Origin of the sequence: Herbaspirillum hiltneri N3 (genome assembly GCF_001267925.1) — a bacterium.
GTDB lineage: Bacteria > Pseudomonadota > Gammaproteobacteria > Burkholderiales > Burkholderiaceae_D > Herbaspirillum > Herbaspirillum hiltneri.
In genome coordinates, this window is record NZ_CP011409.1 from 2,998,300 (window position 1) to 3,012,110 (window position 13,811).

Genomic DNA, 13,811 nt, shown 5'->3' on the forward strand with positions numbered 1-13,811 from the left:
GGGAATTCCCTGATGAAATCCTGATAAAGTTGCATCAAGCACCGGCTTTCAGCCCATGCACGAAGACGACAAAGGGCCATATGGAAATTCGCGACATCCGCTCCGACGATGTGAACCTGATCTGTCGGCACCGCGAAGCAATGTTTCGCGAAGCCGGTCGAGATGAAAACTCACTGTCCGCCATGACTCCGAATTTCCGGAACTGGCTGGAGCCGAGGATCATTGATGGCAGCTATTTCGGATTTCTGGCTACCGACAACAACACCGTGGTGGCCGGCATAGGCATGATGGCGATCGACTGGCCCCCGCACCCGTCTCACCCGCATCAGGACAAACGCGGATACATACTTAACGTATATGTGGAACCGGCATATCGTCGCCGCGGCATCGCAGGCCGGTTGATGGAAATGGCGGATGTGGAATTCAAAAAGCGAGGATTGACCTACGCGATCCTGCATTCGACGAAAACGGGACGCCCGCTGTACGAAAAAATCGGCTGGTCGTCGACCACAGAAATGGCGAAACCATTGCCATAGTAAACGCAGCCATCCCTTGACAGTGCAAATTGCCCGCCGGATGGCGTGCACCAACAACTGTTAAACCTGCCACGCCCCATCCCGATAAACCATCTCATCATCAAGATAGACCGCCTCGGTCACGGCAAATACATCGATGTGATAACGCGCGGTGGTGCGTCGGATATTGGGCTTGCTGTAGACACCATGCTTGGCGCCGAGCGACAGATGGATGCCGCACATGCGCTCGTAGGTGCCGATGTCGTCGACCATGCGTTCCCTTGAAAATGCACGGTTCATGCCGAAGCCCAGCTCGCGTAGCCAGACCTCGCCTTCGTCGGCGCGAATCTTTTCCAGCACCTGATCGAAGTCCGGCGTGGAATCGATCACCTCGGTCACGCGGCCTTTGGTGACCACCAATGTGATCGGTTGCTCCGGCCTGTTCACACGGAACGTCGTGTCGCCGAAAACAAAAATGCGCACCCGTCCGTTCACCGCCTCCAGGTCTTGCGCTTCAGTGAACACTTCACCGATGGGGAATTGTCCGCCGACGTTGTTCATCTCACTATAGTCGCCGATATTCAACTTGGCCGGCTCAAACGGCGCGGCAAAGACCAGGCGCTCGCCGCCGCTGTCGACCACGCCGCCCTGCGCGCGATCGATGCGCTCCTTCAAGGCGTAGCCGACACCGCGGTAATACGCCGGGTCATAGGCCAGCGATTCGATGTAATAGTCGGCCTGCGCACCGGGCATGCGCGACAGATGGGGATGTTCAATGACTTTCAGCGAACGTTTGAACAGTTCGACGCGCAGGCGAAAAGCTTCCAGACGAAAATTGGTGGATTGAATCAGCACCACCAGATCGCCGGCTTCAAGCCGGGCGAAGGCGGCCATCACCTCGTCCGGCGCGACCGCATCGAAATCGATGAAAGTTGCCGTCGGCAGACAGTGCCGATAGGCTTCCGTCAAGGCGACCGCAAGATCGCAGCGCGTGTCGGCCACCACCACGGCAGTGCGCGGGGGCGCATGTTCGATCGCCATGCTAAGAATGTCGTGTACATGTTTTTGCGCGAGATCGATGGATTCGTCGGTAATCGTGCCGAAGGTAGGCTTGGGTGGTTCCTGGTTTTCCATGGGGTGCATCGTCAGTTTGTCGCGTCAGGCCTGCATTCTAATCGACATTGGACGGCGTTCCGCGGCGGAATATCCTGTCGCCCCGGCTGTACTCGCGCGCAGGCACGAGGATACTTACAACCTGTATTTACTCAGGCGAACCAATAGGTGAGCGTATAACTGTGCTTGCCAGACTCGCGATGAATGCTCAGTTCGCCCATCAGGCCTGCCAGTTCTCCCATTCCCGATCCCGGCACGACCTTCACGCTCAGGGTCGAGCTGCCCGCGTGCATCTGTCCGAAATGAGCCAGGGCGAATCCACCGGTGCGCCCATCCAGCGTCCCATGTACCGACTCGATGGCGACGTAGCTTGCTTCTCCCTGAGCCGGTTGACCTGCGGTCAACATCTCTCCCTGGGAATTTCCCGCTAACGCTCCCTGATATTCCTTGACGATGACATGACGCCCGATGGCGGGGCCCAGGCTCGCTGCATCAACTGCAGCGGGCGGCTTGATCGTCACGGAAAACTCGCCGCTGACGGTGAACTGTTCTGAAGACGGAGAAGATTGCATACGTGCTCCCATTGGAAAGGAAAAGACCCTGGCGCAACATGGCAGACCAATGTTCCATTTTCCACTATCCCGGACACTTTCGCTGATGCCAGCAGAAAATCGACAAGACGCAATTTCATTGGATCGCCGGACACGAACAACGCATTCGAATCAGGACAGTCTGGGTTCACTTTTCCCCAAAGAGAAAGCCTGCTCGCGCAGGCTTCCTCTTCTCCGGGACGGTCAACCGAAAACTACTTCCCGCCCTCCCGCAACGCCTTCATCTTCACCGGCGAATCCGTCATCACCACATCCACGCCCAGTTGCTGCGCGCTGCGATAAGCCGCCGCCGAATCGACGCCGAACACCATCACGTGCGTATTCGGATTGCTGCGGAAGCATTTCATCGCCGCCGGCGTCCACCAGTGGGCAACAACTTCGGAGACGCCTTCGCCGAGCGTGAATTTCTCCACCACCGCGACCTTGCGCTCCAGCTCGATGCCCGACCATGTGCCTGCCGCAGGCGGCGCGTCGCAGGCCCCGCCGTTCAACGCGATGCGGGCCAAGCGATCGCGGGTGGCGTCCCGCGACTCGAATACCTGCGCCTTCGGCTGCTGCGCCATCAGCGCGATCACGTTGGCGTCGGTGGAGTAGAAGCGCACGCGCTTCCAGGCGTTCTCCTCGCCGATCACTTTGGCGACCGCATTGACCAGGGTTTCCGCCGGCACCTGCTTCATGTCGACGACGATCGAAGTCGATGCCGGCACGGCGCGCAAAGCATCACGCAGCGTCGGTACTTTCACCGGCTGTTGACGATACGGATAGCTCTTGTTGCCGGCGGCATCGGTCACCGCATACATATAGCCGGCGTTGAGCGCGGTCAGCTGTGCTGCGGTGAGCGTATTGACCATGCCCTTGCCATCGGTCAGCGCGGCCACATCGGCCGGACGATACAGCACCGGCACGCCGTCACCGGAGACCTGCACCGTCATCCACAGGATGTCGGCGCCGTGCCTGAGCGAGTTCTGCAAAGTCGGGATGGTGTTTTCGGGACCGTCGCCGGTGCCGCCGCGGTGGGCGGCGATCAGCGGATCTGCGGCGGCCGTCAACGCCATCCCCAACAAGACGGCAGCGACGGCGGACTTGATTGAAGTTGTCATGTGCACTCTCCTGGTCCGATCAGAACTTGTGACGGATACCGGCGGTCAGGACGTTCTGCGTGTTGCTGCCGCCCGGCGCCACGTACAGGCCTGGATTGAACATGTCCGACGAACGGATGTTGGCATAGAACAGATACAGATCGGTGCGCTTGGACAAGAAGTAATCCACGCCCAGCGACACCTGCGTCGCCTTGCCGTCGCTGGTGGCGCCGACGAACTTGGAACGCGTGGTCACGACGTTGGCCAGCAATTGCGTGGTCGCCGTGACGTTGTAGTTGACGCCGAAGTCGATCAGGTCGACCTTGCTGTTGTTGACACCGCCGAAGGTGAACGCCGCGCCGGTTGCTCCGGTAAAGCCGGTCATCGCGGTTCCGGCTGCGACGGCCAGCGGCTGCTTGACCTGCGAGTAGGAACCGTACAGGCGCACGTCGCCGAGCTTGTAGGAGCCGCCAATCAGGAAGGTCTTCAGCGAAGTGCTGGCGATGCTGCCGGCAACAGCGCCCGGTGCAATGCCGGAGTCGCTCGAGCCGGTGAAGGTGTTGTTGGCGGTCAGCTTGTTCTGGAAATACGCGGCGCCGAACGACAGCGGGCCATTGTTGTAGCTGCCACCGACGCCGAAGGACTGGCCGGCGCCGGTTGAACCGGCCTGTTCGCCGAAACCATACAGCGCGCTCAATGTCACGCCGCCGAATACCGGCGAGTTGTAACGCACCGAGTTATTGACGCGCGAGCCCTGCGTGCGGTCGAGATTCAAGGCGTGGATGTTGTTGACCAGGCTGCCGAAATCGAGTGCGCCGTTGTATGGCGCCAGATCGTCGATGTAGTCCTTCTGGCGACCGAGATGAACGGTACCCATGCTGCCCAACAGACCGACGATGGCGGTGCGGCCGAAGAACAGGCCGCCCTGCGCCAGCGCACCGGTGTCGGCGTTGAAGCCGTTCTCCAGCGTGAACAGTGCTTTCAGTCCGCCGCCCAGATCTTCCACGCCTTTGAAACCGATGCGCGAACCCTGCGCCACGGCGGTATCCATGCTCAGGCGCGAACCGGTGCCGGTCGGATTACCGGGCGTGACGACCGCAACTTTGTCGGTGTAGGTCAGGCTGGGATTGATGATCCCGTAAATCGTGACGCCCGATGAGGCGATGCTGGTTTGCGCGTGTGCGGCGCCAGCGAAAGAAAAGCCGGCGAAGCACAGCGGGAGCGACATGGCGAGAGCAGTTTTTTTCATGACTGGTTTTCAGAAAAGTTGAATGAGGATGGAGCCGGATTGCCGGGCGAACTATGCCCTCGATATATGACATCGCCATGACGTTATGACGATATGAAAACCAATTTACGTTCATATGAACGTCACGATCCGGTAACAATCGCCCGATAACATTCACCACGTTTTCAAATGAACCAGTGAATGGATAAGTGAACATGTCGGCAACGCCTGCAGGTAATTCCGTCCTTAATTCCGTGCTTAAGCCCGTCCTCAAGCCTGCCTCGTTGCGGCACAACGAGATCATCGCGCTGTTCCGCCAGCACGGCTTCCTGACAATGGAAGCGCTGGCGGAACATTTCGCCGTCACCACGCAGACCATCCGGCGCGACATCAACGCGCTATGCGACGCCGATATCCTGCGGCGACGGCACGGCGGCGCCGAACTGATCCTGTCGGCGCGCAACCAGCCTTACGACATGCGCCGCATCAACAACCTGGAACAAAAGGCCGAGATCGGCGCTGCCGTCGCCGCGCTGATCCCGAACTCATGCAGCGTGCTCATCGGCATCGGCACCACGCCCGAGCAAGTCGCGCTGGCATTGGCCAAGCACGACCACCTCACCGTCATCACCAACAACCTGCGTGCGGCGCTGGCGCTGTCGACCAACCAGAACAACCAGATCATCGTGCCGGGCGGCACGCTGCGCTTTCCGAATCCGGAAATTCTCGGCAACGACGCCGACAAACTGTTCCGCAACTTCCGCGCCGACTTCGGCATTTATGGCGTCGGCGGCGTCGACCCCGACGGTACGCTGCTCGATTTCGATCGCATGGAATCGAGCTCGCGCCAGGCCTTGCGCGAGAGCTGCCGCACCCAGATCCTGGTTACCGACAACTCCAAATTCGGGCGCCAGGCGCCGGTGCGCGGCGGCCATCTGTCGGACCCCGACATCCTGGTCACCGATAGCCCGCTGAGCCCTGCACTGGCCGCCATGCTGGCCGGCAATACGCGCGTCGTCGTGACGTCGCAGCCGGGAGGCGACGCCGGCACAGACGATCAAACGACAAGTTCCGCAGCCACCGGCAATTCCGTCATGGCTGCCATCGCAGCAGGAAAATGAACATGCAGGAAACGAACATGAACACCGACGTTGCCATCCGCCTTACCGGCATCAGCAAATCCTGGGGCGCGCACCAGGTCATCAAGTCGCTCGATCTGGAGTTCGGACGCGGCCAGCTGGTTGCCCTGCTCGGTCCGTCCGGCTGCGGAAAGTCGACCTTGTTGCGCCTGCTGGCGGGACTTGAAACGCCGGACAGCGGCCGCGTCGAAATCGACGGCAAGGACGTCACCGCTGCTGCGCCTTCGGCGCGCGGGTTGTCGATGGTGTTCCAGTCGTACGCGCTGTTCCCGCATCTGAACATCGCCGAGAACATCTGCTTCGGCATGCAGGTGCGTGGCGTGCACGCGGCCGAACGCCGCCAGCGTCTGCAGGACGCCCTGGCGCTGACCAATCTGCAAGGACTTGAACAACGCAAGCCGGCACAGCTGTCGGGCGGCCAGCGTCAGCGCGTAGCGCTGGCGCGCGCTATCGTCGCCGGTCATTCGATCTGCCTGATGGATGAGCCCTTGTCCAACCTCGATGCCAAGCTGCGTCATTCAGTACGCCATGAAATCCGCGCCTTGCAGCAGCGGCTCGGCATGACCGTGGTGTACGTCACCCACGACCAGACCGAGGCGATGGGCATGGCCGACAAGATTGTGTTGATGAACGCCGGCGGCATCGTGCAGAGCGGCACGCCGGCGGAGTTGTATGAAACGCCCGCCACGGCGTTCTCGGCAAGCTTCATCGGCAGCCCGCCGATGATGCTGATGGCGGCTGAGAAGTTGCCGCCGCCCTTGCGTGCAGGCATCGCGCCGATCGGTGGCGATGTGAACACCCTGATCGGTGTGCGGCCCGAACATTTCCATATCGTCGCGCCGTCATCCACCGAGTTGTTCGGCACCGTCACCGGGGTCGAATTCCAGGGCGCCGAATCCTACATCTACCTCGACCTGCCGGGCGGCGACGACATCATCGTGCGCAGTCCGGAAAAGAGCCGTCTCAAGCTCGGCGACCGCGTCGGTCTCGGCTGGAATCCCGTCGACGCCCACGTGTTCGCCGCCGATGATGGTCGCCGCTTGCTGCGGCTGGCCCGCTACGGCCACGACAGCGCCACGCCGAAGCTGGCCGCCGTGCTCTGAGCGCTTTCAACACATCCGGATCTGACCACGCTTTTCACCTGCACTTTCAACACGACTACCTCAAAAAAGGAACAGCAATGCTGAGCAAACTCATCAAAAAAACAGCGTTGGCCGCACTCTTCGCCAGCGCACTGACAGCATCGTCGATGGCCTGCGCCGCGACTGAACTGACCATGTACTACCCGATTGCCGTCGGCGGCCCGCTGACGGAAGTGATCGACGGCATGATCAATGACTTCCAGAAATCCAATCCGGACATCAAGGTCAAGGCGGTCTACTCCGGCAACTACGACGAGACCCGCGTGCGCGCATTGTCGGCCATCAAGGGCGGCCAGCCTGCGCAGTTGTCGGTGCTGGGCGCGCTCGACACCTATGACCTGATCGACCAGAACCTGATCGAGCCCTTCGACAAGGTCGCCACCAGCGCCGAAGACAAGGCCTGGCTGCAGAGCTTCTATCCCGGCCTGATGGCCAACGGCACCATCGGCGGCCACGTGTGGGGCATTCCGTTCCAGCGCTCGACCATCGTGATGTTCTACAACAAGGACATGTTCCGCGCCGCCGGCCTGAATCCCGACGCGCCGCCGAAGACCTGGAAAGAAATGCTGGCCGCCGCTACCAAGCTGACCGGCAAGGACAAGTTCGGCCTGATGATTCCGTCGACCGGCTATCCGTACTGGATGTTCCAGGCGTTCGCGATCCAGAACGGTGTTTCGCTGATGAACAAGGAAGGCACGCAGGTCTACTTCAACACCCCGGCCGCGGTCGAAGCGCTGGAATTCTGGCGTTCGCTGGCCGCCACGTACAAGGTCAGCCCGGCCGGCGCGATTGAATGGGGTACGCTGCGCCAGGCGTTCGTCCAGGGACAGACCGCGATGATGTGGCACACCACCGGCAACCTGACGGCGGTGAAGAAGGAAGCCAAGTTCGATTTCGGCGTCGCCATGCTGCCGGCCAACAAGCAACCCGGCTCCCCGGTCGGCGGCGGCAACTTCTACCTGTTCAAGGGCTCGTCGCCTGCCCAGCAAGCCGCTTCCGTCACGTTCGTGCGCTGGATGACCGCACCCGAACGCGCCGCCCAATGGTCGATCGCGACCGGCTACGTCGGCACCAGCCCGGCGTCGTACAACACCCCGGCCCTGCGCGATTACGCCAAGACCTTCCCGCAGGCGTTGGTGGCGCGCGATCAGCTGGCGGTAGCGATTCCGGAGTTCTCGACCGAGCAGACCGCGCGCGTGCGTGAAGCGCTGTCGAACGCCGTGCAAGCGGCACTGACCGGCACCAAGACGTCGAAACAGGCGCTGGACGAAGCCCAGGCGACCGCCGAACGTCTGCTAAAGCCTTACCGCTAATCCACGTTTTTCTGCAAGAAAGTACTGATGCCGTCCCGGAGATCGGGGCGGCAGCAAGCTCGGTAACGACAACGCCAAGACCGATCACCGGACATGATCCTGATGAACCAAGCAACACACCTGGCGCCGGCGCATCTCGCGAACCCTGCGGAACGCCGCCTGCATAACCTTTTCGGCTGGGGCCTGCTGACGCCATCGCTGATCCTGCTGACGCTGTTCGCCTTTTATCCGATGCTGGCGACGCTGTGGAGCAGCGTTCACTCGCGCGGGACCGCACGCCGCCCCAGCGTATTCAACGGCATCGACAATTACCGCGACCTGCTGAGCGACCCGACCTTCTGGCAAGTCGCCGGCAACAATCTGCTGTACGCGGGCGTGACCGTCCCCGTTTCGATCGCGCTGGCGCTGGGCATGGCCTTATGGGCCAACGCGCGCATCGGCGGCCGCGGCCTGGTGCGCACCGCCTTTTTCACGCCGACCATGCTGCCGATGATTGCAGCGGCCAACCTGTGGCTGTTTTTCTATACGCCCGGTCTCGGCCTGCTCGATCACATCACTGCACTGTTCGGCATCGGCCCCACCAACTGGCTGGGCCGGCCCGGCACTGCGCTGTGGTCGGTGATGGCCGTGACGATCTGGAAGGAGTCCGGCTTCTTCATGATTTTTTACCTGGCCGCATTGCAGGCGATCCCGCCCGACCTGCGCGAAGCGGCGCGCATCGAAGGCGCCGGCCGCTGGGCTTATACGCGCCGCATCGTGCTGCCGCTGCTGATGCCGACCACGCTGTTCGTGCTGATCAATGCACTGATCAATTCGGTGCGCCTGATCGACCATCTGTTCATCCTGACCAAGGGCGGTCCGGACAACGCGTCCAAGCTGATCCTGTACTGGATCTGGGAAATGGCCTTCGCCTATCTCGATCAGGCCGGCGCCGCCGTGATGACCGTACTCGTGCTCGCCGTACTGGGATTGATCGCCGCGCTGCAATTCATGTTCTTTGACCGTCGCATCCATTACCGATGAACACTCTCGTTATCTCCCCGTCGGCGGCGTCCGCTCCCGCTGCTGTGTCGCATGACCGTTTCTGGAACCTTGTCGACACCCTCGGCGCCTGGCTGCTGGCGCTGCTGTGGATCGCGCCGCTGCTGTTCGCGCTGTGGGCCGCCTTCCATACCTCCCACGCCGCGCTCGCATTCGACTGGCCCGCGCCGCTGGTGCTGCAGAATTTCCGCGATGCCTGGCAATCGGCGCCGTGGCTGCGCTACTTCCTCAATACCTTCGTGCTGGTCAGCCTGATCCTGGCCGGCCAGTTCACCTTGTGCACGCTGGCCGGTTTTGCTTTCGCACGCTTCCAGTTCTGTGGCAAGAACGCCGTGTTCGTGCTGGTGCTGCTGCAACTGTTCGTGCTGCCGGAAATCCTGATTGTCGAGAACTATGCAATGGTCACCCGCCTCGGCCTGTTCGATACGCCGTTCGGCATGGCGGTGCCTTACATGGCCAGCGCTTTCGGCATCTTTCTGCTGCGCCAGGCCTTCATGCAGATCCCGCGCGAGCTGGAAGAAGCTGCACGCATCGAAGGTTGCGGCTGGTTCGGCGTGCTGTGGCGTGTCTACATGCCGGCGGCCAAGCCGGTCTATCTGGCCTATGCGCTGGTGTCGGTGGCGACGCACTGGAACAATTTCCTGTGGCCGCTGATCGTCACCAACTCGCCTGCGACGCGACCGCTGACGGTCGGACTGTCGCTGTTCGGTGCGCCCGAAAGCGGCGTCAACATCTCCATCATCAGCGCCACCACGCTGTTGGCGATCGCGCCGCTGCTGGCGGGCTTCCTGGTATTCCAACGCCAGTTCATCCAGGCCTTCCTGCGCGCGGGCATCCGATAACTCTCTCTCAACACCAACAACACATCTGATGAAAGTCATACAAATCACCGACATCCACCTGGTGCCGGATGGGAAGCTCTTGTTCGGCGAAGACCCGGTCACGCGTTTTCGCCACTGCATCGCCCATGTCAATGAACACCACCCTGACGCCGACCTGTGCGTCATCACCGGCGATCTCACGCACGACGGCGATGAAGCCTCGTATCGCATCCTGGCCGATTGCCTCAAGGAACTGAAACTGCCGGTACGCCTGCTGCTCGGCAACCATGACGAACGCCCGGTGTTCCGCAGCGTCTTCCCCCACATGCCGGCCGACGATCACGGCTTCATCCAGGGTGTGCACGATGCCGGCGACACGCGCCTGGTGTTCCTCGACACCAAGGAGCCCGGCACCCATGAAGGCCGCCTGTGCGCCGACCGGCTGGCCTGGCTGGACCGCATGCTGTCCGAAGCCGGCGAACGTTCGGTATACCTGTTCTCGCACCATCCGCCGTTCGAGCTCGACCTGCCGTCGATGGACTGGATCCGCCTGCGCGAAGAGGCCGACCTGAGGACGCTGGTGAAGCAACACGGCAACGTGCGCTACATGTTCTCCGGCCACGTGCACCGGCCGTCGGGCGGCACCTGGTACGGCACGCCGTTCGCCACCGTGCCGGGCACCAATCACCAGCATGCGCTCGACTTCGCGCTGACAGGCCCGGCCACAACCTCGATGGAGCCGCCCGCCTACGCCGTGCTGAGCCTGCGCGACGCGGGCGTGGTGGTGCACTATCACGCGTTCATGGACCGGTCGCAGCAGTTTCCGTATTACGGCTGATGCACATGCGCACATGCCGAGGCAATAAAAAAACGGGGAGGCGCCTGGCGCACTCCCCGTTTTTTTGCCTGGCTCGCTGGTTGCAGCTCAGCGTCCCTTGGTTCAGCTTCCTTTGCGTGTCTTGAACGCGGGCACGAACAGATCGGACCATACCGCCGGTTTGGTCTTGATGGTGCCGGCCTTGTCCATGAACACCACGTATTGCATGATGTCTTCCGGCGTGGTGGTGAATTGCGTGTCGGGATCGGCCAGCATCTTCTCGACTTCATCCTGCGTCAGTTTCATCTTCGACACGCGCAGGAAAGTCTCTGCCGCGCCCTTGCGGTTCTTGGCGATATAGGCGTTGGCTTCTTCCTGCGCTTCCATGAAGGCCTGCGTCAGCTTGGGGTTCTTTTCGGTGAACTGCTTGAGTGCGAACACGACGTCGATGGTGATGTGGCCCAGTACTTCCGACGAATTCAGCACGCGATGAATCTTCGGATCCTTGGCTTCCTGATACGAGAACGGCGGCGAGGTGAAATGACCGGTGATCTCGGTCTTGCCGGACAGCAGCGAACCGAGCGCTTCCGGATGGCTCAGGCTGACGGTCAGCGGATCGAGCTTGGCGTAGTTCTCGATGCCGAAGGTCTTGGCCGCAGCCATTTGCAGCAGCACCGCCGACAGCGAGGTCTTGATGCCCGGGATGGCGATCTTGTCCTTGGAGGTGAAGTCCTTGAGCGACTTGACGTTGGGATTATTGGTGTTGAGCCACAACGGCGAAGTGCTCAGCGCACCCAGGCCGGTCACTTCGGAGCGCGGAATGCCGCGCGCCTTCGACCACAGCGTGATGAATCCCGGCGCGCCGGTTCCGGCGATGTCGAGGTTGCCGGCCAGCATGGCGTCGTTGATGACGTTGCCGCCATCAAGCAGCACCCAGCTGGTCTTGACGTCGCCCAGTCCCATCGCCTTGGCGTGCTTCTCGATGAGCCCCTGGTCGCGGATCACCATCAGCGGCAGGTACAGCAAGCCGTAGCCGTGCGACAGGCGCACCATCGGCGCTTCGGCCCGGGCAGGAATGCTGGCGGCCAGCATGGACAAGCCCAGGGTTGCGGCGGTCATCAGTTTGGAAAAATGTCTGCGTTTCATTCTGTCTCCTTTGAAGGTGTCGATTTATATCGTCTTTTTGAAATCAATGCTGCATGCCCCAGCGGCGGATGGTGCGTTTCTCAATCTTTGCGAAGATCATGTTCTCCACAAACAAGCCGATGATGATCACGAAGAACAGGCCCGAGAACACGTTCGCAGTTTCCAGCTGATTGCGGTTTTCGAAGATGTACCAGCCCAGTCCGCCGGTGCCGGACGACACGCCGAACACCAGCTCGGCCGCGATCAACGTGCGCCAGGCAAACGCCCAGCCGATCTTGAGGCCGGTCAGGATGCTCGGGAACGCAGCCGGGATCAGCACCGAGCGCACCAGCGAAAAACGTTTCAGGCCGTAGTTCTGGCCGACCATGCGCAAGGTGTTCGACACCGAGCGGAAGCCGGCGTGCGTGTTCAGCGCCACCGCCCACAGGACCGAATGCACCAGTACGAAAATGATGCTGCCGGTGCCGAGGCCGAACCAGATCAGCGCCAGCGGCAGCAAGGCGATCGCCGGCAACGGATTGAACATGGAGGTCAGCGTTTCGAGGAAGTCGTTGCCGATGCGCGAGCTGATCGCCACCGTGGTCAGCAGGCCGGCCAGCAGGATGCCGAGGCTGTAGCCGATCAGCAGCGTCTGCAGGGATACCGCCGCACGTTGCAGCAGCACGCCGCTGCTGATGCCGCTCATGAAGGCATGCAAGGTTTCGCTGAAGCTGGGGAACAGCAGCGAATTATCCAGCCAGCGGCCGTAGATTTCCCAGACCAGCGCCAGCACCAACAGGATCGCGGTCTTGCGGATCCAGCTGATGCGGTAGATGGCTTCAAAGGCCGACAGCGGGCGCTGGACTTCGGCGACGGCGTTGCGGTTCGGTTCGACGACGATTTCCGGACGCACGAAGAGTGTGCTGTTCTTGGTCATGATGGTGTCTCTCTTTCTTTTTATGTGTCAGTGCGCGAACAGCATGTCGTTGATGCGCTGCTCCAGCTGCGCCTGGCTTGCCGTGCCCATCTCTTCCGGCGGGATGCTGTTGAGCTCCGCCCTGACCTGCCCGGGATGCGGCGACAGCAGCAGGATGCGGGTGCCGATACGGATCGCTTCTTCGATCGAGTGGGTCACGAACAGCACCGTGAAGTTGGTGTCGTCCCACAGGCGCAGCAGCTCGTCCTGCATCTTGCGGCGCGTGAGCGCATCGAGCGCGGCGAAGGGCTCGTCCATCAGCAGCACGTCCGGCTCCATCGCCATGCCGCGCGCAATCGAGACGCGCTGCTTCATGCCGCCCGAGAGCGTGTGCGGATAGCTGTCGATGAACTTGGCGAGGCCGACTTTCTCGATGTAGTACGCCGCGCGGTCGGAGGCTTCCTTGCCTTGCAGGCGGCCGCTGGCGTGCAGCGCGAACTCGACGTTCTGGCGCACGGTCTTCCAGGGCAACAGCTGGTCGAACTCCTGGAACACCATCATGCGGTCCGGACCGGGCTGGGTGACTTCACGCCCCTTGAGGCGGATCTTGCCGCTGGTCGGTTGCAGGTAACCGCCGATGGCCTTGAGCAGGGTCGACTTGCCGCATCCGGACGGCCCGAGCAAGATGTAGCGGTCGGATGGATGGACGTTGAAACTGACTTGCTGCGTTGCAGTAACGAGCGAGTCGGAGGTCTTGTATTGCAGGGTGACGTTATCGATTTCCAGCAATGGCCTGGACGGATCGACAGGCGTGACGGAAGACTGCAGCGCAGCGGCTTGATCGTTTTTCACAGAATCTCCTGTAGGCTTTTATAAGTTCTGTGAAGGATGCTAATCTCGCAAGCTGTAACGAAACTGACATACATGCGAACATCGGCTGCGATATCTTGC

14 protein-coding genes are annotated in these 13,811 nt (G+C 61.4%); 7 read left to right on the forward strand and 7 right to left on the reverse strand.

What is annotated here, in order from left to right; translation table 11 throughout:
- Positions 1 to 80: 80 nt before the first annotated feature.
- Positions 81 to 536, forward strand: a complete 456-nt coding sequence (locus F506_RS13555) for a GNAT family N-acetyltransferase (protein ID WP_053198229.1) — start codon at positions 81 to 83, stop codon at positions 534 to 536.
- Between the two features lie 60 nt (positions 537 to 596).
- On the opposite strand, the gene F506_RS13560 is transcribed toward F506_RS13555, so the two are convergent.
- The 4 genes from F506_RS13560 to F506_RS13575 form a co-directional block, all read right to left on the reverse strand.
- A complete protein-coding gene (locus tag F506_RS13560; RefSeq protein ID WP_053198231.1) occupies positions 597 to 1,658 on the reverse strand; it encodes a M29 family metallopeptidase in 1,062 nt (353 codons plus the stop codon).
- 122 nt (positions 1,659 to 1,780) lie between these two features.
- Positions 1,781 to 2,200, reverse strand: a complete 420-nt coding sequence (locus F506_RS13565; protein WP_053198233.1) for a DUF3224 domain-containing protein — start codon at positions 2,198 to 2,200, stop codon at positions 1,781 to 1,783.
- Between the two features lie 233 nt (positions 2,201 to 2,433).
- Positions 2,434 to 3,339, reverse strand: a complete 906-nt coding sequence (locus tag F506_RS13570) for a glycerophosphodiester phosphodiesterase family protein (RefSeq protein WP_053198235.1) — start codon at positions 3,337 to 3,339, stop codon at positions 2,434 to 2,436.
- A 19-nt stretch (positions 3,340 to 3,358) separates the two neighbouring features.
- The gene (locus F506_RS13575) at positions 3,359 to 4,567 is read right to left on the reverse strand and encodes a porin (RefSeq protein ID WP_053198237.1); all 1,209 of its coding nucleotides are present in this window, start codon (positions 4,565 to 4,567) and stop codon (positions 3,359 to 3,361) included.
- A 233-nt stretch (positions 4,568 to 4,800) separates the two neighbouring features.
- Between F506_RS13575 and F506_RS13580 the strand changes: the two genes are divergently transcribed.
- The 6 genes from F506_RS13580 (at position 4,801) to F506_RS13605 (ending at position 10,840) form a co-directional block, all read left to right on the forward strand.
- Positions 4,801 to 5,667 carry a DeoR/GlpR family DNA-binding transcription regulator gene (locus tag F506_RS13580; RefSeq protein WP_235471152.1) on the forward strand — a complete coding sequence of 289 codons (867 nt, stop codon included), beginning with the start codon at positions 4,801 to 4,803 and terminating at the stop codon, positions 5,665 to 5,667.
- A 17-nt stretch (positions 5,668 to 5,684) separates the two neighbouring features.
- Positions 5,685 to 6,788, forward strand: coding sequence for an ABC transporter ATP-binding protein (locus F506_RS13585; protein ID WP_053201600.1), 1,104 nt, complete (start codon positions 5,685 to 5,687; stop codon positions 6,786 to 6,788).
- 77 nt (positions 6,789 to 6,865) lie between these two features.
- A complete protein-coding gene (locus F506_RS13590; RefSeq protein WP_053198241.1) occupies positions 6,866 to 8,140 on the forward strand; it encodes an ABC transporter substrate-binding protein in 1,275 nt (424 codons plus the stop codon).
- Between the two features lie 102 nt (positions 8,141 to 8,242).
- On the forward strand, positions 8,243 to 9,163 hold the full coding sequence (locus F506_RS13595; protein WP_053201602.1) for a carbohydrate ABC transporter permease: 921 nt from the start codon (positions 8,243 to 8,245) through the stop codon (positions 9,161 to 9,163).
- Positions 9,160 to 10,023, forward strand: coding sequence for a carbohydrate ABC transporter permease (locus tag F506_RS13600; RefSeq protein ID WP_167552703.1), 864 nt, complete (start codon positions 9,160 to 9,162; stop codon positions 10,021 to 10,023). Before F506_RS13595 ends, F506_RS13600 begins: the two co-directional genes overlap by 4 nt.
- Positions 10,024 to 10,051: 28 nt before the next feature.
- Complete coding sequence (locus tag F506_RS13605) at positions 10,052 to 10,840, forward strand: phosphodiesterase (RefSeq protein ID WP_053198246.1); 789 nt, start codon at positions 10,052 to 10,054, stop codon at positions 10,838 to 10,840.
- A gap of 102 nt (positions 10,841 to 10,942) precedes the next feature.
- Here the strand turns inward: F506_RS13605 and F506_RS13610 are convergent, their stop codons facing one another.
- The 3 genes from F506_RS13610 to F506_RS13620 are packed head-to-tail and all read right to left on the reverse strand — an operon-like array spanning position 10,943 to position 13,712.
- Positions 10,943 to 11,965, reverse strand: coding sequence for an ABC transporter substrate-binding protein (locus F506_RS13610; RefSeq protein ID WP_053198247.1), 1,023 nt, complete (start codon positions 11,963 to 11,965; stop codon positions 10,943 to 10,945).
- Positions 11,966 to 12,008: 43 nt separating this feature from the next.
- Complete coding sequence (locus F506_RS13615) at positions 12,009 to 12,881, reverse strand: ABC transporter permease (RefSeq protein WP_053198249.1); 873 nt, start codon at positions 12,879 to 12,881, stop codon at positions 12,009 to 12,011.
- 27 nt (positions 12,882 to 12,908) lie between these two features.
- Entirely contained in the window at positions 12,909 to 13,712 is an 804-nt protein-coding gene (locus tag F506_RS13620; RefSeq protein ID WP_053198251.1) for an ABC transporter ATP-binding protein, read from the reverse strand.
- Between the last annotated feature and the right edge of the window lie 99 nt (positions 13,713 to 13,811).